Source organism: Streptomyces sp. JL2001 (assembly GCF_050917515.1).
Classification (GTDB): Bacteria; Actinomycetota; Actinomycetes; order Streptomycetales; family Streptomycetaceae; genus Streptomyces.
Genome location: NZ_CP169421.1, coordinates 187,931 through 207,007 on the forward strand (window position 1 = coordinate 187,931; position 19,077 = coordinate 207,007).

At 69.8% G+C, this 19,077-nt stretch carries 13 protein-coding genes and 1 pseudogene; 4 read left to right on the top strand and 10 right to left on the bottom strand.

Annotated features, from left to right (window positions below):
- Window positions 1-185: 185 nt before the first annotated feature.
- On the bottom strand, window positions 186-1,067 hold the full coding sequence (locus ACE1OA_RS00865) for a DUF4394 domain-containing protein (protein ID WP_356606265.1): 882 nt from the start codon (window positions 1,065-1,067) through the stop codon (window positions 186-188).
- 752 nt (window positions 1,068-1,819) lie between these two features.
- Between ACE1OA_RS00865 and ACE1OA_RS00870 the strand changes: the two are divergent.
- Both ACE1OA_RS00870 and ACE1OA_RS00875 read left to right on the top strand, forming a co-directional pair.
- Window positions 1,820-2,077 (top strand): annotated as a pseudogene (locus tag ACE1OA_RS00870) (LysR family transcriptional regulator); the annotation flags it as partial.
- A gap of 688 nt (window positions 2,078-2,765) precedes the next feature.
- A complete protein-coding gene (locus ACE1OA_RS00875; protein ID WP_386542542.1) occupies window positions 2,766-3,080 on the top strand; it encodes a 4a-hydroxytetrahydrobiopterin dehydratase in 315 nt (104 codons plus the stop codon).
- A 512-nt stretch (window positions 3,081-3,592) separates the two neighbouring features.
- Here the strand turns inward: ACE1OA_RS00875 and ACE1OA_RS00880 are convergent.
- From ACE1OA_RS00880 to ACE1OA_RS00920, 9 genes are all read right to left on the bottom strand, one after another.
- Window positions 3,593-6,253 (bottom strand): hypothetical protein, encoded by a 2,661-nt coding sequence (locus ACE1OA_RS00880; protein ID WP_432752017.1) that lies wholly within the window; start codon window positions 6,251-6,253, stop codon window positions 3,593-3,595.
- Window positions 6,254-6,294: 41 nt separating this feature from the next.
- Complete coding sequence (locus tag ACE1OA_RS00885) at window positions 6,295-7,035, bottom strand: N-acetylmannosamine-6-phosphate 2-epimerase (protein ID WP_384867162.1); 741 nt, start codon at window positions 7,033-7,035, stop codon at window positions 6,295-6,297.
- Window positions 7,032-8,876: an FAD-dependent oxidoreductase gene (locus ACE1OA_RS00890; protein ID WP_432752018.1), complete on the bottom strand. Its 1,845-nt coding sequence runs from the start codon at window positions 8,874-8,876 to the stop codon at window positions 7,032-7,034. Before ACE1OA_RS00890 ends, ACE1OA_RS00885 begins: the two co-directional genes overlap by 4 nt.
- Window positions 8,873-10,405, bottom strand: a complete 1,533-nt coding sequence (locus ACE1OA_RS00895; protein ID WP_432752019.1) for a DUF4127 family protein — start codon at window positions 10,403-10,405, stop codon at window positions 8,873-8,875. Before ACE1OA_RS00895 ends, ACE1OA_RS00890 begins: the two co-directional genes overlap by 4 nt.
- A 49-nt stretch (window positions 10,406-10,454) precedes the next feature.
- A complete protein-coding gene (locus ACE1OA_RS00900) occupies window positions 10,455-11,396 on the bottom strand; it encodes an ROK family protein (RefSeq protein WP_432752020.1) in 942 nt (313 codons plus the stop codon).
- A complete protein-coding gene (locus ACE1OA_RS00905; RefSeq protein ID WP_356606283.1) occupies window positions 11,393-12,163 on the bottom strand; it encodes a GntR family transcriptional regulator in 771 nt (256 codons plus the stop codon). Before ACE1OA_RS00905 ends, ACE1OA_RS00900 begins: the two co-directional genes overlap by 4 nt.
- Complete coding sequence (locus tag ACE1OA_RS00910; RefSeq protein WP_384867166.1) at window positions 12,160-13,062, bottom strand: carbohydrate ABC transporter permease; 903 nt, start codon at window positions 13,060-13,062, stop codon at window positions 12,160-12,162. The genes ACE1OA_RS00905 and ACE1OA_RS00910 overlap by 4 nt, the downstream gene beginning before the upstream one ends.
- The gene (locus ACE1OA_RS00915; RefSeq protein ID WP_356606285.1) at window positions 13,059-13,937 is read right to left on the bottom strand and encodes a carbohydrate ABC transporter permease; all 879 of its coding nucleotides are present in this window, start codon (window positions 13,935-13,937) and stop codon (window positions 13,059-13,061) included. Before ACE1OA_RS00915 ends, ACE1OA_RS00910 begins: the two co-directional genes overlap by 4 nt.
- A gap of 80 nt (window positions 13,938-14,017) precedes the next feature.
- Window positions 14,018-15,328 carry an ABC transporter substrate-binding protein gene (locus ACE1OA_RS00920; RefSeq protein WP_432752021.1) on the bottom strand — a complete coding sequence of 437 codons (1,311 nt, stop codon included), beginning with the start codon at window positions 15,326-15,328 and terminating at the stop codon, window positions 14,018-14,020.
- Between the two features lie 297 nt (window positions 15,329-15,625).
- On the opposite strand from ACE1OA_RS00920, the gene ACE1OA_RS00925 reads away from it, so the two are divergent.
- Together ACE1OA_RS00925 and ACE1OA_RS00930 are read left to right on the top strand one after the other, a co-directional pair.
- A complete protein-coding gene (locus tag ACE1OA_RS00925) occupies window positions 15,626-17,680 on the top strand; it encodes a glycoside hydrolase family 10 protein (RefSeq protein WP_432752022.1) in 2,055 nt (684 codons plus the stop codon).
- 51 nt (window positions 17,681-17,731) lie between these two features.
- Window positions 17,732-19,000 carry a DUF3370 family protein gene (locus tag ACE1OA_RS00930; protein ID WP_432752023.1) on the top strand — a complete coding sequence of 423 codons (1,269 nt, stop codon included), beginning with the start codon at window positions 17,732-17,734 and terminating at the stop codon, window positions 18,998-19,000.
- Window positions 19,001-19,077: the final 77 nt, after the last annotated feature.

Below are 19,077 nucleotides of genomic sequence, written 5' to 3' on the forward strand. Positions count from 1 at the left end.
CGGGCGTTTGAGCATGCAGACCGGGCAGCGACGCCGAATTCATCGGCCGACGGGGTGAGCACCTCGTTTCGCCGACTCCGCCGCCGACACGGCGTCGACGGGCACCCGCCCACTCGGACGGCACCGCCTGCTCCCCCTCCCCCCGCCGGCGAGCCCGCTCGGCTCGCCGGCGGGTTGGAGCGTCGTCAGCGCTGGTCGAGCGGGAGGGCGACGTCGACGACCTGGCGCGCGGCCGGGAAGGAGCCGACGAGGCGGGCGCTGCCGTTGAGCGGGTTCACACGGTAGAGGCGCTGCTTGCCGTCGGTGGCGAGGGTGGCGAACCCCTGGTTGGAGCCGTCGGAGGCGCGGTAGTAGATGTCGAACCCTGCGGAGGGACCGGCGTTGACTCCGAGGCCGCCGGTGGGGGCGAGGGTGCCGGCGTTCGCCGGGGACTGCAGGGAGACGCGGTCGTTGGTGGTGTCGATGTCGAAGAGCGTGGTGGCGGTGGCGGCGTTGAGGTCGTTGTTGGTGTAGGCGGCGCCGGTCACGCCTAGGGCGGTGGACGGCGGGGTGGTGGGGTTGGTGAGGGTGCCGTCGACGGTGGTGGTCTGCGGTGCAGCGGGGTCGTCGACGTTGTGGCGCAGGTTCTGGCCGGTGTCGCTGATGACGCGCAGGCGGTTGGCGGCCGGGTTGAAGTCGATGCCGTAGTGCCGGCCCTGGAGGGCGACGGTCAGCTGGGAGACCTTGACGGCCTTGGCGCCGTTGTCGAGCGTGTAGACGCCGCCCTTCTCGCCGACGCCGTACAGCTTGCCGTTCTGGACGCGGAAGTCGATGCCGACCAAGACGGTGTCACCGGACAGACCGGTGATCTTGCCGAAAGACCAGGTGTCGCCGGGGTCGGCCACGTTGAAGCCGACCAGTCGCTGGTCGCCGGTCAGTCCGACGCTGACGAGTCCGCCCTTGGTGCGCAACCCCTTCGGCCCGAACGCGTCGGTCGCGTCGGTACCGGTCGTGGCCAGGGCAGGGGCGATGCAGGATACGCAGACCGCGGCGGCGGCTGCGGCAGCGACGGCAATACGAGTGCGCACGAAACGCTCCGTTCGATGGTGGCCCGCCCGTTGGTCGAGGCGAGTCCACGGATGTTTCGACGCCGCTCCCAAACTGGACGGGTGGATGTGCGCATATCGACCCGAATGGCTCGCATTAGTCCTATCGCCACGCCCACGATCGCCCCCGTCAGCGGTGACGATGCCGCCCGCCCACGACGGTCGCCTCGCTTGCCGCGGGCTCCGCGACGACGACGCCCACCGGACCGGCCCGGGCGGGCTCCAGGTTCGGGCCCCGTCGGAGCGAAGAGGAAGTACGGCCGGGCAGCGGTCGCGAGGACTCCACGGAGTGGACCGATGAAGTCCTCGCGACCCGGCCGCGACCCTCGCCACCGCTCCGAAGCGAGGGACACGACCTACGCGCCGCCAAAGGGCCGGTGGTGACGGCGCGCCATCGACCCCGCCATCCCCAACTGGACGGTGTCGACGTCCTCATTCGCGGCTCCCGTCGTTCCGGACTGGTCCGGCAGGCCACAGCCACTCCTTCGAGTGAGGGTCGATCGCCACGTTCGATCGAACGACCTGCCGATCAAGGTACTCGGGGTGCATGCGCACGACCGTCGAGCTTGCGTGGCCGGGGCTTCTGCGCCACCGTCGCCGAGACCGGCCACGCGACGGAGCAACGTCGCCAGGTGTGCCGGCCCCGATGCGGGTGCCGCGTATGGGGTGACCGGCTCTGCTGGAGCCGGGAACAGCTGGCCGCCTGCATCCTTGCTGCCTCTAGAGTTACCGGGATGCAACTGGATCTGAACCTGCTCACGGCTCTGGACGCGCTGCTGGAAGAGGGAAGCGTCGCGGGAGCCGCGGCCCGCCTGCACGTCACCGCACCGGCGACGAGTCGCTCCCTGGGCCGCATCCGCAAGGTCACGGGCGACCAGATCCTGGTCCGTACCGGTCGCAGCATGGTTCCCACCACCCGCGCGCTGGCCATGCGCGCCGAGGTCCAGGCCCTCGTGCAGCAGGCCCACTGCCTCTTGTCCGCGCAGCAGGACCCTCCTCGCCGTCGGCCGCCACCACGACATCACCGGCATCGTGCACCTGGCCGGCTCCCGCCCCTGGCCACCCGTCCCCGACTCGCCCGGCGAAGCGACCCGGCAGGCCGTCGGCGGACTGCTCAACGTCGTCGAGGCCGCACAGGAGTGGGGCGTACGACGTCTCGGCATCGCCAGCACGATCGGCGCCCCGCCCTGGCAAGGTCCCGACCCCTGCAGCAGCAAGCTCACGGCGCCAGCCTCACCAGCGACCGACGGGCGGTCGACCAGCTCATCGACACCGCTGCGGGCCTTCTTGAGCGAGTGGACGACGACCTGCCCTGGGGCAACGCCTGCAAACGGACGCCCGGCTACCTCGAGGTGCAGCGCGCGACCGCTACGGACGTCTCGGGCTCGGAGCGGAAGCAGGCGCCCTGTGGTAGCAGATCCTCCACATCGTCCCTGCAACGGCCCGACGGGACCGCGGCGTGTACATGGCCCGCCACGCCACAGCTGTGGCGACCACGGGTGACCCGGAGCAGGCACTGGAGATCGCACGGGCCGTTGCCACGATCGCCGTGGAAACCGGCTCTGCGCGCATGCGACGGGAGATGACCGCCCTTCAGCAGGCCATACTGCCGTGGCAAGATGCCACCGTCGGGCGCGAGCTGGCGGAAGTCCTCACGCCCGTGACCGGAGGGACCTGACCATGGACGTACCACGGCCGTTGACAGAGGCAGAAATCAGCGCAGAGCTGGCCACCGTTCCCGGATGGCTGCGGGACGGCGAAACCATCCACCGCACCTACCCGCTCCGGTACCACGCAGGCGTCGCGGTCATCGTGCACGTCGCCGACCGTGAACGCCGAATAGGCCACCACGCCGACATTGACCTGCGCATGGACCACGTTCGCTTTTCGATCACCACGCACGACGCGGACTACAGGCTCACCCGAGCCGACTTCGACCTCGCCGCCCGCATTGACGCCATCGTGGCCGCTCACCAAGCGCTTCCCCTCGACTGACCCCCGGACTGGCGAATCCACCCGCCAGGCAATGGCGAGCTTGTGACCTCGGGATCTGCATGCTGACACACGGCCGCCCATTCGATAAATACTTGGCTCATGGACAGCTACGGAGGGCAGCGCAGCTCTCGAGTGGTGGGCCAACCGATCGACGTGTTTGAGCCGGCTCCCTGTGCGGATCTCAGTCAGTACCGCTAAAGACAAGTGGACGTACGAGGTGACCCTCGAACCCCCTGTGACTGCGGAGGTCAGGGAGAGCTTCGACTTCCTGATGCGGCTCGATCCCCGCACTTCACCTTGCGCTTCGATGACTCGTTGCTGGCCAGTGTCGTCGGATCAGGAGTCGAGGGACGGCTCTTCCTCAGCGCAGCCGGGACGGACACTGCGGAACCGACCGGAATGAGACCTGTGCCGCGCCAGTAGCCCGAACCTTCTTTGAGGCGCAGGTTCTGTTCGACGGACGGTGGGCCGGATCGATGAAATTGGGGCCCACCACCGTCTGCGTGCGTTGTTCAGCGGCTAGAACGTGTCGTCCCCTGCAGTCGCAGGGTCAGGAGTTCGAACGGACGCAGGAGGACGGTGTCGCCCACCGGCCCTTCCGATTCGGCTTCGGGGCTCTCGTCCAAGCGGACCCGAGACCTGGTGACGGCTCCGGGGGTGTCGATCTCGGTGAGGACCGGTTCCGCCGTCGGGTTGGACAGGCGGAGGATGGTTCCGTCGGCGTCCTCCGCGACCTTCAGGGTGGTCATGAGTCCGCCTCGGATCCGGGGTGCCCGCCCTGCGGGGGTTCCTTGAGTGCCCGGGCGCAGCTGCCAGGTTCGCATCGGTGCGCGGGTGGCGGCGGCGAAGCCGGCGAGGTCGAGGTCGTCGGCCACGGCCCGGCCGACTGAGGTGGCGAAGGCGAAGTGCTGGGGGCCGCGGCACTGCGCTTCGGGGGTTGCCAGCATGGGACCGGCTCCGGTGGTCCGGCTGGTGAGGTCGAAGCGGGAGAGCCAGCCGACGGCACGCAGGAGGGTGACGACCAGTTCCGGGTTGCCGGCGCCCCCTGTGACGGCTCGGACTTCGGGCAGTCCCGGAGCGCTGACGGCGATCCGCGCGGTGCCGCTTCCGATGGCGGCGACGCTCTGGACGGGTGCGGATCCGCAGACGGCCTCGTGTCCGGGAAGCTGGGGCAGGGGACCGAGGTCGTCGGTGACCGGGCGGTCGATGAGGGAGAAGTGTCCGTCCGCCAGCCAGGTTGTCGCCTGCTCGAGAGCGGGGAAGTGGATGCGCAGGCGGTGGTCGTCGGCGGTGTTGTCGAAGCGCAGGTCCCAGTCCAGGGTGCCCGGTGTGTAGCCGTGCCAGGAGGTCACGGACAAGGTGAGGGGCACGGAGGTGTCGGTCCGGTCGCGGGCCGCACGGTCCTCGGTGAGTGCGGTGGGAATGTGGAGGACGGCGTCGATTTCGAGAGTGCTGCGCACGGCTGAGTCGACGCAGCGGGCGGCCCGCAGGACAGGACTGATGAGCTGGTCGGCGGCCGGCGGGTCGTAGTTGTAGGTGTCGCCCCGGTCTCCTCCGTCGACCAGTCGGCCGAAGCCGGGAAGGGTCGTGCCGTCCGGAAGGGTGAGGGTCAGGGAGGCGTCGGAGGCCGCGGTGAGTCGGTGTCCGGTGCTGGTGTGCAGGGTGTGGGCGTCTTCGTCGATCTGCGGGGCGTGGGCGGCGGATGGTTCCGGTGCGAGGTCGACGGTGTAGACCGCGCGGCCGAGTCCGGGCACGTCGCGGGCGAGGAAGCGGATGCGGTGGCGCATCGCCGGCTGGGAGTCGGGGAGCAGGTCGAGGTCTGCTTCGAAGTGGGTCTCCGGACCCAGCGGGCTGCTTTCGAAGGTGAGGGCGAATCCGGCGTCGTCGAGCAGGCGACTGGGGAAGACTCCCGGCGCGGTGAGGAGGTCGAGCGTCACGGGTCCGGTGTGCGGTGCGGCATGGGGGTTGACGACGGCGAGAGCCGCGTGCCGGTCGGGGAGGGCACCGTGGAGCCGGGTGTCGATACCGGAGGCCGCCAGGGCACGGTTGATCACGTGCTCGCCGACTTCCTGGACGCGGTCGAAGCGGACCGCATTCTCGCGGTGGACCTCGTCGACGCTGCATCCGCAGATGGAGTCGTGGGGTGCGTTCCGCAGCAGGAGTTCCCAGGCGTGACGGAGTTCGGACCGCAGGGTGTCGTCGTCGGGTGCGTGGAGGGCGACCAGGGGTTCGGCCCAGCGTTCGAGCAGGGTCTGGGCAGCGCTGTTGGCCTGCTTGAGGTAGGTCCGGGCGGAGAGCGTGCCGGGGAGGATGAAGGTCAGCCGGTCGCCGGGTGCGCGGAGTTCGCCGGTGACGACGGGCAGGTCGTCGGGTGCGGCAGCTCGGGCCGCGGTGAAGAAGTCCTCGAGGGTGCTCTCGCGGAGGCGGACGGCGTGCTTCGCGGCCTGGTCGTCGGCGCGGTGGATGTTCTGGGCCGTGTCGGTGGGGGCCAGGTGGTCGCCGCCGTTCATCAGCAGCCACGGTCCGTCCGGCAGGCGCTTGATCTCGGTGGTGAGGAAGTCGCTCAGACGCTGGTCCTCGTCGCCCTGTGCGAGGGAGGGCCAGAGGACTTCGGCCTCGTGGTAGCCCTGGTTGACGGCGAACACTTCGGAGCCGTCCGGCGAGCGCCACCGGAACCGGGCGTGTTGGGGCGGCGCGCCGCGCCAGACGAGTGCGGTGTCCATGCCGAAGCCGTTGAGGATGCGGGGCAGGTCGGCGGGGTGGCCGAAGGCGTCGGGTGAGTAGCCGACGCCGGCGAGTGAGGAGTGCGCGGCCCAGCGGCGGGCGGCGAGCAGGTTGCGGATCAGGTTCTCGCCGGAGACGAGTTGGTTGTCGGCGAGCACGTGCCAGGGACCCATGGTGAGCCGGCCGGCGCGGGCGTGGGCGGTGAGTCTGTCGGCGAGGTCGGGTCGCAGCGCGGCGATGTCGGCGAGGACGATGGTCTGGCCGTCGAGGTGGAAGGCGCCTATGCGGTGGTGGTCGAGTTCGCTGCATATCTGTTCGGCGAGTTCGACGAGGCGTGCCCGGAACGCTTCGAAGGGCCGATACCACTCCCGGTCCCAGTGCACGTGGGTGACGACATGGCAGGTGGACGTGCGGCCGGAGATTCCCTCCGGCTGGGGGAAGGGGCCCATGGCGGATCCTCGCTTGTGGGTGGGGAGTTCGGCGCGGTTGGTCACTGTGCTGCCTCGCGGGGCAGGCGGCTGCTGCCCAATGCGGCCGCGAAATGGCTGGTGATGTCGGTGGGGCGGGTGATGGCTCCGCCAACGACGACGGCGTGAGCGCCCAGGAGTAGTGCCTGTGCTGCCTGGGCGGGGGTGCTGTAGCGGCCCTCGGCGAAGACGGGTGTGTCGGTGGCTTCGGCCAGCTCGGCGACGAGGCCGAGGTCGGGGCCGGACTGCCGAGGGCTCTGGGGTGTGTAGCCGGAGAGGGTGGTGGAGATCATGTCGGCGCCGGCCGCGGCTGCGGCCAGACCTTCCTCGAGGGTGGCGATGTCGGCCATGACGAGGGCTCCGGCGTCGTGGATTGCGCCGATGGTCTGGGCGAGAGTGCGCCGATCGCGCCGCGGACGGATGGTGGCGTCGAGGGCGACGATGTCCGCTCCCGCCTCGGCGACGGTCAGTGCGTGGGCGAGCGTGGGCGTGATGTAGACGCCTTCTTCGCCGTCCTTCCACAGGCCGATGACGGGCACGTCGACGGCCTGTCTGACAGCGGTGATGTCCTGGGGCTCGTTGACGCGAATGGCGCCGGCGCCGCCCAGGACGGCGCTGCGGGCCATGGCCGCCATGAACTCGGGGCCGTAGAGAGGTTCTCCCGGGCGGGCCTGGCAGGAGACGACGAGGCTCCCTCTGAGCTGCTGGAGGAGCGCGGGATGACGGGGTGATGCCGTCGGGTTCACGATGGGGCACGAGTTCACTTGGCTGCTCCTTGCGAGGACGGTGCGTCAGCGGTGCGGGCAGCGTGTGGCGCGTGGTGGGGACGCGGTGGTGCGTCCGGGTCGACGGCGCCGGCGACGAGGGTTCCGAGTCGGTGTGCGAGCTCGCGCCAGGTCGGCTGTTCGCCCGTGGTGGTCCGGGTGAGGTGCCGCTCGTCCAAAAGGCGGGCGGCCGCGGCAAGGAGGGCTTGCTGTTCCTGCTCGGTGGCGGTGTCGTCAGGGCGCAGGTGGAGGTCCTTCTCGCGTGGTCCGGTCAGAGCGCCGGCGGCGGCGAGGAGGTGGGCACTGGGGCCGAGGGGGTCGGTGGGCTGCAAGTCGGTGAGCCAGGCGAGCGGGACGCCTGCCGTGGTCAGTCGCATCTGCAGCCGGGTGAGCATGCGGCGGTCGGCGAGGACGGCGCGAGGGGTGCGCGTCTGCTCGACGCTGAGGGCCGCCAGGGTTCCGGCTGCCTCCCCGACGGCCCATTCGCCATGGTGGACGCGGTAGGCGGAGGCCGCGACCTGAGTGGCCGCAAGGTTCTTGGCAGCGGCGAGGAGGTTGACAGTGGTGTCGCTGACGAGCGCGGAGAGGGGGACCTGGAACGGCGCGGTCGGCGCGTAGGCGCTGGCGGGGTGGCCGATGCGTGCGTGCAGGTCCATGTGGTAGCTGGCCAAGCCCGCCGAATCGGGCTGGTTGATGGCACGGGCGGCGCCGGGGGTGGGTTCCAGGTCCTGCTGCCGGATGGGTGCGTCGTTGCGCAGGCGGCGGGATTCACGCAGGTAGGGCTCTTCGGCGTATCCATCGGGGGTGCCTGCTGTGCTGGGCGAGAGGTGGAGGCCCGAGTATCCGGTGCCGGTTCCGTCGTCGCGGGGGCAGTCGGTGCGCAGCCAGTGGAGGAACGCGGCGGAGAGTTCTTTGGCCTTTCGGTAGGCGGTGTCCGGTTCGGCCAGGCTGGACACTCCGGCGTAGTCGTTGCCTGCCCAGTTGATGAGGGCGATGTCGGGTCCGGCGAGCTGGGCGCTGTCGCGCAGGCGTCGGTAGGTCCAGAACGGCGGGTGCCCGTCGGGTCCGTCGGTGAACATGCGGTAGCGGTGCAGGCGGTCGTCCCAGCCGGCGATCTCCAGGGTGAAGGGCTGCGAGCTCTTCAGGTCCGTGTAGTCGGCGGGCGGCGGGCCGATTAGGGCCGGTGTGTGGGGTTCATAGGAGACGGCGAAGCCGACGGTGCAGGACTGCACGGCGTCGGGGTGGGGGCCTCCGTCGAGTGCCAGGGCTTCACCGAAGGCGTCCTGGCCCTCCGACCCCGCGACCCAGGGGGTGGAGGTCAGGGGCAGCAGTCGGCCGTCTTCGGTGGCGTCGAGGAACAGTTCTGCGGTCACCTCGAAGCGACCGCCCGGGCCGGCCAGGGTGACGGTGTCGACGCGGTCGTTGCCGCGCTGGGCAGCGATGGGCTGGACCGAGCGCAGCACGGTGATACGGCCGGTGGCCAGGTGCGGGGCGAGGAGGGCGTCGATCGCCTGCTCGGCGGCGCGTGGTTCGAAGCACAGCCGGCTGACCCAGCCTCCTCCCGGGTTGAGGATGCCGTCGTAGTGGGCGCGGACGAGGTCACGGAAGGCCCGGTAGGAGGTGGATACGCCGGCCGTCTCGACGTGGGGGTGCTCGTCGAGGGCGGGGACGAGCTGTGTGGTGGCCTGTCCGCCGAGGCGGCCGAGGTGGGCGGCGAGGACGACGCCACGGCCTTCGCGTGCCGCGGCGAGCGCGGCGGCAACGGCGCCGAGGCCGCCTCCGATGACGGCGATGTCCGTCGTCAGGTGGACCGTGGTGCCGGTGCGGTCCTTCGGGGTCATCGGGATTCCTCGACGTGGTGGGCTGACGGGCGGTCCGTGAGACGGAAGTCGACTTCGAAGGTTCTTTGCCAGGGCAGACGCAGGGAGCCCGGTGCAAGGCCCAGGCCGCTGAAGGCGGGCAGCTGTTCGCGGCAGTGCCTCAGCTCGGCTTCCACGGGTGCGAGAAGGGGATGGCCGTCCTCCACGTGGTCGTGGCGGGTGGGGTCGCTGCCCAGCCGGGCGCGCAGCTCGGAACGGATGCGCGTCATGTAGGCCCAGTCCTCGAGGAGGCGGTGCAGGAGCAGGCTGTGGTGTGCGACCTGGTCGAACGTTCCTGCCTGCTGGGCCGTGAGGACGGCGACGGCCTGGGCGAGGGTGGTTCCGAGCGTGTTGCCGGCGGTGTTCCAGCCCGCGTAGCCGGCCAGCCGCTCGAGCACCTGGTGGCGGATGAGGGAGGCGATGAGCAGCGGGTCGGCGCCGTTGGGCTGGGCGCAGTCGGCTATCGCGACGTGGTGGCCTGCGTCGAGGAGCTCGGCTGCTCGCAGTGCGAGCTTGTCGGCGCGGGCCGAGGCGGCTGGGTCGCGTCGTGCCGGTGGTGAGGTCGCCCAGTCTCCGGCTCCGTCGGGGGTGTGGACCAGCAGGTGGATGTCCGCCTGCTGTGCGGTCCGGGCCGGCTGGGCGCCGCAGGCGTCGATCTGCCCGCGGGCGGTCTCGGCGACGGTGACATTCTCGTAGGGGGCGATCTTCCGCAGGCCGTCGGCTTCCACCGCTTCGACGACGACGGTGGGGCGTGGTCGGGCGAAGTGGTCGACGAGGACGCGGGCGACCAGGGTGGAACAGGCTTCGTCCGCGCCGGGCCGGACCGCGACGTGTCCGCGGGCGTCCATCCAGTCGGTCCAGTTTCCGAGCCATCCGAGTTCCGCGGTGGCCAGGGCGAAGGGGGCCGTGTCGTCGGCACCGATGACGAGTGAGGTGAGTGTGTGGTCGGCGACGAGCTCGAGCGCGGCGAGGTTGAGGGTGTGGTTGCGCAGCCGGCGCATCAGGAAGTCGCGGCGCACATCCCCTGGTATGTCGGCGGGTGGCTGTGCGGTTCCGGTGTGGCGATGGAGCTCGGCGGACCAGCGGTGCAGCGCGGGGCCGTGGGGATCCCAGTAGGGCGGCTCCTCGCCCGCGTCGGCCGAGTCGGGGGTACGGGTGACCAGGGTGACGGCGTGGACCGGGTGGTCGGGGCGGGCGAGGTGCCGCAGGGTGTCGAACCGGGCGGTGATCTCCGCGACGGTCGCGTCCTGGGTCCGGGAGGCGATCAGCCCGCCGTAGCCCAGGGTTTCCAGGGCGACGACGCTGGCGAAGGACGACCGTGCCCGGTCGGACAGCCAGCGGCTGATGGCCCCGGGTGCCCCCGGGGCACGCCCGGCGGGCAGGAGCGGCGCCGGCGGCAGCTCGACGTGCACGCCGGCGATCCGCGCGATGGCGGCGGGCAGCGTGGTGCAGGCGGGACGCTCGTCGAGCGGCACCAGGGTGATGGTGGGGCGAGGGTTTTCGACCGTCATGAGCTTTCCGGAGAGAGGCACGAACAGGAGACAGGAGGGTGCCGGCGGCCTACGCGGGTCCGGGGATGCAGCGGGCTGCCGTGGCCGCGCCGATGAGGACGGCGTCGGCACCCAGCAGGGACGGGTGGACGTCGACGTGCGCGAGTGCGGGCAGGCTGTGCCGGATGAGAGCCTTCTTCAGGCCCCTCAGGTACCACGGTCCGGAGTGCATGACTCCACCGGCGATCACGACGCAGTCGGGATCGATGGTGCTGACCAGGCCGGCCAGAGCCGTCCCCAAAGCCTCTCCCCCGCGGCTGAGTATTTCCTGGGCCCGGTGGTCTCCGGCGTGCGCGAGTGCGGCGACGTCGCGCAGCGTGGTGACCGGGGTGCCGGGCCGTTCGGCTGCCAGGGCCGCTGTCATGGCGGGTCCGGACGCGATCGCTTCGACGTGGTCCGGTGCACCGCACGGGCAGGTCAAGCCGGCGGCTTGTGGGACGGCGATGTGCCCGATGTGGCCGGCCGCGCCGTGGGCGCCGCGGAGCACGGCTCCGTCGGCGAAGACCGCTCCGCCTATTCCGGTTCCGGCCATGACACCGATGGCGGAAGCGCATCCGGCGGCGGCGCCGGGGGGTGCGGTCTCTCCCCTGAGGAAGGCCTGAACATCGCCGAGGACGGTTGTGGGCAGGCCCGTGTGCTGTTCGGCCCGTTCGGCGAGCGGGGTGCCGGCCCAGCCGGCCAGCGCGCTCGTGGCGTGGGTGATGGTACGGCCTGCCGGGTCGACGACGCCGGCCGTACCGATGCCGAGCGATACGGGATCGGCATGGCCTTCGTCGACGGCCTGACTGTGGGTCCGGCTGAGCAGTCGCATCGCCGTGGTGAGGACGGCTTCGGCTCCGTCGGTCGCCGGGGTGGCGGCGGATCGGCGAGCGTGGACCTCGTGGTCGGGCCCGATGTAGGCGGTGGTGGTGCTGGTTCCGCCGATGTCGATGGCGAGGACGCCGTGTGTCATCGGGGCTCCCTGCTGATCGTGAGCTTGAAGTCGTAGCGGTCGGCCCGATAGAGGCTGACGGCCCGCTCGATGGGGCGGCCGCGGGTGTCGCGGGTGACGCGTTCGACCTCGAGGGCCGGGAAGTGGGACGGGACGTCGAGGAGGTTCGCCTGTCGGACGTCGAGCACAGTGGCCCTGATGGTCTGGTCGGCGCTCTGCGGGGCGGCGCCGGCCTGCTCCAGGAGCTGGTAGAGCGAGTGGGGCTCGTCCTGGTCCATCAGACCGGGTACAAGGCTTTCCGGCAGCCAGACGTTCTCCAGGCACATCGGTTCGCCGTCGGCCGTCCGCAGCCGTTCCAGGTGGACGAGCATCGTTCCCGGGGTGAGCCGGAGGTCGCGCGCGCAGACGAGGTCGGCCATGACCCGCTCGCGCATCAGCAGCCGGCTGTCGGGGACCATGCGGCGGGCACGGATGTCCTCGGAGAACGAGCTGAGCGTCAGGGACTTGGAGATCGTGGGCTGTTCGGCGACGAAGGTGCCCGCTCCCTGGACCCGGTAGACCCGTCCTTCCTGGACGAGGCGTTCCACCGCACGTCGCACGGTCATCCGGCTGACGTCGAAACGGGACATCAGTTCACGTTCGCTCGGCAAGAGTTCGTGCGCCGAGAGTCCTTCGTCGATCATCGCGGCCAAGGCGAGCCTGAGGGCCTCATGCTTGGCAGGCTTGCGGTCGCCTGCCTCGCGCGGGCTGCCGAAACCGGCCTGCGTGTTCGCGTCCGAGTGGTTCATCCCTTTACCCCGCCTTCGCCGACGCCACGGAAGAAGTACCGCTGGAGCGCGAAGAAGAGCGCGAGAAGAGGTACCACGGCCATCATCGTGCCTGCGGCGATCACGCGTTGATCATTGGTGAAGGTGCCCGACAGGTACTGGATGCCGACGGTGAGGGTGTAGTTCTCGGGGTCGGACAGGACGATGAGGGGCCACAAGAAGTCGTCCCAGGCGAAGACGAAGCTGAAGATGGCGACGACGGCCAGGGTGCCGCGCACCGAGGGCAGTGCGATGCGCCAGAACCGCTGCCACTCCCCCGCGCCGTCGAGGATGGCGGCTTCCTCGACCTCGCGTGGCAGCGCGAGGAAGGCGTTGCGCAGCAGGAGCACGGACAGGCCGCTGACGGCGAGCGGGATCAGCACGCCGATGAGCGTGTCGTTGAGCCGCAGGGAACGGACGATGAGGAACTCGGAGACCATGATGGACTCGAACGGGATGATCATGGTGGCGAGGAAGATGCCGAAGGCGATGCGGCGTCCCCCGAATCGCATGCGGGCGAGCGCGAACCCGGCCATGGCTCCGAACAGGCAGTTGGTGAGTGCGCAGCTGACGGCGACCACGAACGAGTTGGTGGCGTACTTCAGCACGGGGACGGTGTCGAAGACGGCACTGTAGTGATCGGCGGTTGGCTGGTGCGGCAGGAGCTGGGGCGGGTAGCCGTAGACGTTCTCGCCGGCGCCCTTGAGGGAGGTGGACAACTGCCACAGGAAGGGACCGACGGTGACGAGGGTGACGAGGAGCAGGAGAAGGTAGCGGGCGCCGAGCGCGGCGGTGTGGCGGATCTGGATCCTCCTGCGGGACGGGGCAGGGCCTGCGGGAGCGATCGTGGCGGTGCCACGGTCGGTGAGGGTCGTGGTCACGCGCGCTCCTCGCGGGTGTTGAGGCGGGTCACGAAGACGGACAGGCCGAGTGTGGCGAGGAACAGCACGATGCTCATGGCGGAGGCGTATCCGGCTTCTCCGCTCAGCCCGAGTCCGGTCTCACGGATGGTGAAGACCAGGGTGCGTGCCTCGGCGCCGGGGCCGGCGCTGCCGTTGCTGAGGGTGTAGATCTCGGCGAACACCTTGCCGGAGGCGATGGCGGCGAGGGTGGCGACGAGGACCATGGTGGGCCGGATGACCGGGATGGTGACGCTGAAGAACCGGCGGACGGGTCCGGCGCCGTCGACCTCGGCCGCCTCCAGCAGTGAGCGCGGGACGTTCGCGAGGGCGGCGAGGTAGACCACCATGTAGTAGCCGAGGCCTTTCCAGATGGTCATGACCATGGCGCTGACGAGGAGGAGGCCGGCATCGGTGAGGAACGGCAGGGGCTCGTCGAGAAGGCCGATGGCGCGCAGGGCAGCGTTGACGAGGCCGTCGCTGGACAGCAGCCAGGACCACAGGAGTCCGGCGACGACCATGGAGGCCACGACCGGGGAGTAGAAGATGGCGCGGAAGAAGCCGATGCCGGCGACCCTGCGCTGGACGAGTACAGCCAGGAGCAGCGGGAGGATGACCAGCGGCGGTACGACACCGACGACGTAGAAGGCGGTGTTGCGCAGCGAGAGCCAGAAGGCGTCGTCGTCGAGGAGCCGCTCGTAGTTGGCAAGGCCCGTGAAGGTGCCGCCGCCGAGGGTGCTGGCGTCGGTGAACGACAGCACGAGCGTGTTGGCGAAGGGCAGGATGAAGAACACCACGGCGAAGAGCAGGGCCGGGGTGAGGAAGAACCAGGGGACATACCAGCGGCGGCCGGTCACGGGATCACTCCGTACTTGTCGGGCGTGGGGAGCAGGCGGCGGGCTCCGTGTCAGGGCGGAGCCCGCCGCCTGCCGGCCTGTTACTTCGCGGTGATGGCGTTGGCCGCGGCGACGGCCTGGTCGAGGGCCTGCTTGGCCGTCAGGTCACCCTTGAGGGCGAGCTCGATCTTGCCGATGACCGCCTTCGTGACCCGCTCGTCGTACTGGACGGGCACGAGGTTCTTGGCCTTGGCGATCTGGCCGGCGGAGATGGCGCGGGCCTTGCTGGTCGCGGTGCCGTCCGAGGTGTCGGTGAAGTAGGGGTCCTTCAGCGAGGCCGTGGTGCTGGGCAGGATCGTGACGATCTTGCTGAAGGCGAGCTGGTTCTCCGCGTTGGTCATGAACTTCGCGAACGCGAGTGCGGTGGCGCTGTTCTTGCTGGCCTTGGGAACCAGGAGGCCCATCACCGACATGTTGGTGACGTTGTCAGGGCCGGTGATCTGCGGACCGACGCCCGTCTGGTCGGCGATCTCCTTGGCGTTCTCCTTGATGATCTTCAGGAAGTTCGGGCCGGAGGGGAACAGGCCGATGCGGCCGGCCTGGTAGGCCTCGGTCTCCTTGCTGTGGTTCTGCGTCAGCGAGTCCTTGGGGTAGACGCCCGAACGGTAGGCGTCGATGAGCTTGGTGAGGTAGGTCTCGGCTTCGGGAGTGTTGAATGTCCAGGTCTTGCTGTCGTCGGCGAGGATCGGGACGCCCTGCTTGGCGAGGTCGGTGATGAAGCGGTTCTCCAGAGCGGGGTGGATGCCGTAGTAGGCGCCCTTGCCCGCTGCGGAGATCTTCTTGCCGGCTTCGAGGAGTTCGTCGAAGGTGGCCGGCGGGGTGTCGGGGTTGAGGCCGGCCTTGGTGAAGAGGCCCTTGTTGTACATGGTGACCTCGGAGGTGAGGTACCAGGGCAGTCCGTACGAACCCGTCTTGCCGGGGACGCTGAACGCGTTCCAGGCACCGGGGACGAAGGTGTCCTTGACGTCGGCGGCCGCCTTGTCCGTGTCGACGAACAGGCCCTTGGCCTGCAGTGCCTGGGCGAACTGCGGGTTGAGGTTGACCACGTCCGGGAGCGCGCCCGCGGCAGCGTCGGCCGTGATCTTCTCCTGGGCTCCCTGGAAGGGGATGTCGACCCACTTGACGTCGGTTCCCGGGTTCTTCTTCTCGAAGTTGGCGATGACGCCTTCGATGTACTGGGTGAAGTCCGGCTTCAGCTGCAGGGTCTGGAAGGTGATCTGACCCTTCACCTCACCCTTCGCCGCGTCGCTGGTGGAGTCCGCGCTCTGTCCGCTGCCCAGTCCGCAGCCGGAGGCAAGGGTGAGGGTGACGAGTGCGAGGGAGGCGTGACGCAGACCTCTGCTGGCGGACATGGGGCTCCTAAGCTCTGGCAGATCAGGGGAGACGGTGCGGGTGCTGTGCGCGGGGTGGCGGCGCGGGAGCCGCTGAACTCCGCACCAGCCAAGTGGTTCGTACCACTTGCTTGCCAGAGTGTTGGCTGGTCTCTACCACCTTGTCAATAGACCTGGTAAAACCGCATTCACCTTCGTCCAATCCGTTGACTTGTACGGACCTCTTGCTGATAGTTCGAGCGTTCATCTCGTTCACGCGAAGGGTCCTTCATGCGCAAGAGGCGTCCCACCGCCCGTCTTGTCCTGTCAACAACACTTGTGGCGACCGCAGTAGCCCTCAGCCCTCTCCCGCTGACGCCCGGCGCCGTGTCCGCGGCCGCCACACCGTCCCAGAACTCAGCCGTCACCCCCGCTCCGGCGACCCGGACACTCGACGCAGTCGACCCGACGGCGGCCAACAACCCCGGCGGACTCGACACCAACGGCGCCTGCTTCCCCGGATGCCGCGGAGCCGACCAGCTCCTCGCCTATACCCCCGCCTACGGCAAGCCCTCGACCCAGACGAACCCGTACGGAACCGAAGTCGTCGTCGAAAAGGGTCGCGTCACGGCGATCGGCGGCAACAACCGCGCCATCCCGGCCGACGGCCTGGTCCTGTCCGGCCACGGCACAGCCTCGAAGTGGCTCGGCGACCACGCCGTCGTCGGTGCCGCCGTCACGCTCGACGGCCGAGAACTCACCCTCACGATCGACGGGCTCACCCGCGTGATCGCCGCCGAAGCCGCTCAGAAGGACGCACGCAGCCGCATCACCACCGCGCGAGCAGCCTGCACCGACTTCCCCGAGACCTCGGCCACCCGCAACCTCACCCAGGCCGACACACTCATCGCCCGGGCCCGCCGGCAGTACGACGCCGGCCAGCAGGAATCAGCCGCGCAGACGGCCGGACAGGCGCTGACGCTCGCCCGCACAGCCGCCGACCAGAGCCGCGAATCGCGCCCCGTGGAAGGCCGTGGCGTCTGGGTGCGCCCCACCGAGACGACACCTGAAGCCATCGCCGCAACAGCGGACCGCATCAAGCAGGCGGGCTTCAACATCGTCTTCCTGGAGACGGTCTGGCAGGGCTACACCATCTACCCGTCCAAGGCGGCCCGAGCGGCCGGCATCGAGGACCAGCGCCCCGGCATGAAGGGCTTCGACCCGCTGAAGGCGTGGATCGAAGCAGCACACGCCCGGGGCCTCGAGCTTCACGCCTGGACACACACCTTCTTCGTCGGCGCCGACTCAGCCGAGAACCCCGGCCCCGGCCCGATCCTCCGCGCACACCCCGACTGGGCCGCAGTGGAACGCGAGGACGTAGGAGTCGCGGGACCCCGCCCCTCCTCCCAGGAGAAGGGCTACTACTTCGTCGATCCCGCCATACCGGCCGCCCGGCAGTACATCGCCTCCGTCTTCCAGGAGCTGATGAACGACTACGCGATCGACGGCCTTCACCTGGACTACATCCGCTACCCGGTCTCCCTCCCCTACGACGCGGGCTTCTCCTACAGCGACGCAAGCCGCGCCGCCTTCCAGCGTGAACACGGCGCCGACCCATACACGCTCACCGAGCAGAGTCCGCTGTGGCCGGTGTGGAACGCCTGGCGGGAGCGGAACGTCACCTCGTTCGTCGAGCAGATCCGCGACCTGCAGGAACGCACCAAGCCGCACATCGCCCTGTCCGCCGCCGTCTTCGCGGACCCCGTCGACGGGGTGAAGAAGAAGTTCCAGAACTGGGCAGCCTGGGTGGACGCCGGCTCCATGGACTTCCTCACCGGCATGTCGTTCGGAACCTCCGCCGACTCCGTCGCCCACGACACCGACGTGATGCGCCGACGGGTCGGCGACGTGCCGCTCTACACCGCGACCTACGGCCCCTTCCACGGCTCGGACCCCGGCCTGATCGGCGACCAACTGCGAGCGGTGAACGACGCGAACTCCGACGGAACAGCCCTCTTCGCCTACAACCAGCTCACCGACGAGCAGGCGACATCCCTGTCCAACGGCGTCTACCGGGATCCCGCCACCGCACCGCACGCCGCACCGGAGGCCGCCACTCGTGCATTGGCGCTTCACTTGGGCCGGCGCGTCGCAGAGGCGACCGGCCGATGCGTCACGACCGCGGACGCCGCACCCGTCCGCGGCCGGCTCGCCGCCGCAGCCACCCTCCTGAAGCTCGGTCGCCCCGACGCCACCGCGGCAGCAGCACGGCTGATCGACTCCGCGTCGGAACAGGCCCAGGCGTGGGAGACCCACGGCAACGACGCCTTCCGCAACACGATCACCAGGGACCTGGGCATGGCCCAGCGCTGGCTGCACACACCCGGCAGCTGACGCGAGCGGCCGCGATCGCCGCACCTCCGGCTCGACAGAAAGAGGCCCACCATGGCCATCGCATTCTCCCGGCGGACCGTCCTCGGCCTCGCCGGCGCGTCCCTGGCGGGCGCAGTCCTGCCCTCCGTACCGGCCTCGGCCCGATCAGCTTCGGCACCTGCCGCATCCTTCATCGGCGCCGGCGAGTGGAGGGCCGGGACGCCGACCGCGCCCGGCCCCACCGTTCCGCGCGACCTGCTCCTCCCGTTGCCCGGAGCCATGTCCGGGCCGGAGATGGTCGTGTCGAACAATCCCGAGACGGTCACCAGCACGGGCTGGCTCACCCAGCACTCGCGGGTCAGCGCCGCACGTGGCGGCAAGGCCCGAGCCCTGGCCGGCACCTTTCCGCTGTACGTCTACCACCAGAACAGCACGGGTGCCACGGCCTACCTGCATGTGCTGATCTCCAACCCCCAGTCGTCTACGGTGAACGTCTCCATGCGGGGAAGCGCGTGGACGAACGCCGACAAGCCGCTCGTCCAGGACCCCGCTTCCCGGGCGGGCACCGGACCGTGCTACGCGACTTCGCTGGACTGGCTCAACGGCTCGACGAAGACGAGCCTGAGCAGCACCTCCATCGCGCCGAACCAGGCCGTCCAGGCCGCCCGAATCCCCATGACGGGATCCATTCTCGACGGCAGGTTCGAGATCACCGCCGGCAACGGCGTGTACGTCTACACCGTGGTCACCAGCGATGGAAACCCCGTCACCGCCATCAACCTCTCGCAGACGGACGGCTCCTGGGCACGAGGCAACATCGCCTCCCAGACGGCCACCACCTACGGAAGGGAATCCGGTGTGTACGCCGGATCCACCTGGCAGACCGGCCAGGTAACCATCGACGCGGGCCCTGCCGGCAGCTATCTCGGGCTCGCCGTCAACACGACCGAACGACAGGTTCCCGCGCTCGACCAGACGACCCCCGCGACGGCGGCACTCGCCGATTCATCGCAGCGAAGCTGGGGCAACTACGGAGCCCGCTACGACCTCGATTTCGCGCTTATCAACACCTCGTCGCAGGCGAGGACCGTCCGAGTCACCTTCGGCTCCAACGTGACCGGCACCCAGGACGTGCCGGGCAACACCTGGAACGGTGCCATGGCCGTCAGCGCGGACGGCGGCCCCCAGGAGATCCAGACGATCTACGTACGGCCCACCGTCCCCCGCGACACCATCGGCCAGTACACCATCCCGGCCAACGGACAACGATCACTGCAGCTGGCCTTCTACGTTCCCGGTTTGATCACCGCAGGCTCGCAACTCCTCCTGGAGAGCGTCTGACGCGGTCATGCCCGTCGTGCTGCCCCGCGTCCCCGGGCTGGGCAGCACGACGTCCGCAGCGGCAGCGGCTGTCCCGC

Excerpts from the sequence above, each read along its gene's own strand:
- ACE1OA_RS00875 (WP_386542542.1), top strand. The coding sequence starts at position 2,766 with ATGGACGTACCACGGCCGTTGACAGAGGCAGAAATCAGCGCAGAGCTG.
- ACE1OA_RS00880 (WP_432752017.1), bottom strand. The coding sequence starts at position 6,253 with ATGGGCCCCTTCCCCCAGCCGGAGGGAATCTCCGGCCGCACGTCCACC.
- ACE1OA_RS00890 (WP_432752018.1), bottom strand. The coding sequence starts at position 8,876 with ATGACCCCGAAGGACCGCACCGGCACCACGGTCCACCTGACGACGGAC.
- ACE1OA_RS00895 (WP_432752019.1), bottom strand. The coding sequence starts at position 10,405 with ATGACGGTCGAAAACCCTCGCCCCACCATCACCCTGGTGCCGCTCGAC.
- ACE1OA_RS00900 (WP_432752020.1), bottom strand. The coding sequence starts at position 11,396 with ATGACACACGGCGTCCTCGCCATCGACATCGGCGGAACCAGCACCACC.
- ACE1OA_RS00905 (WP_356606283.1), bottom strand. The coding sequence starts at position 12,163 with ATGAACCACTCGGACGCGAACACGCAGGCCGGTTTCGGCAGCCCGCGC.
- ACE1OA_RS00920 (WP_432752021.1), bottom strand. The coding sequence starts at position 15,328 with ATGTCCGCCAGCAGAGGTCTGCGTCACGCCTCCCTCGCACTCGTCACC.
- ACE1OA_RS00930 (WP_432752023.1), top strand. The coding sequence starts at position 17,732 with ATGGCCATCGCATTCTCCCGGCGGACCGTCCTCGGCCTCGCCGGCGCG.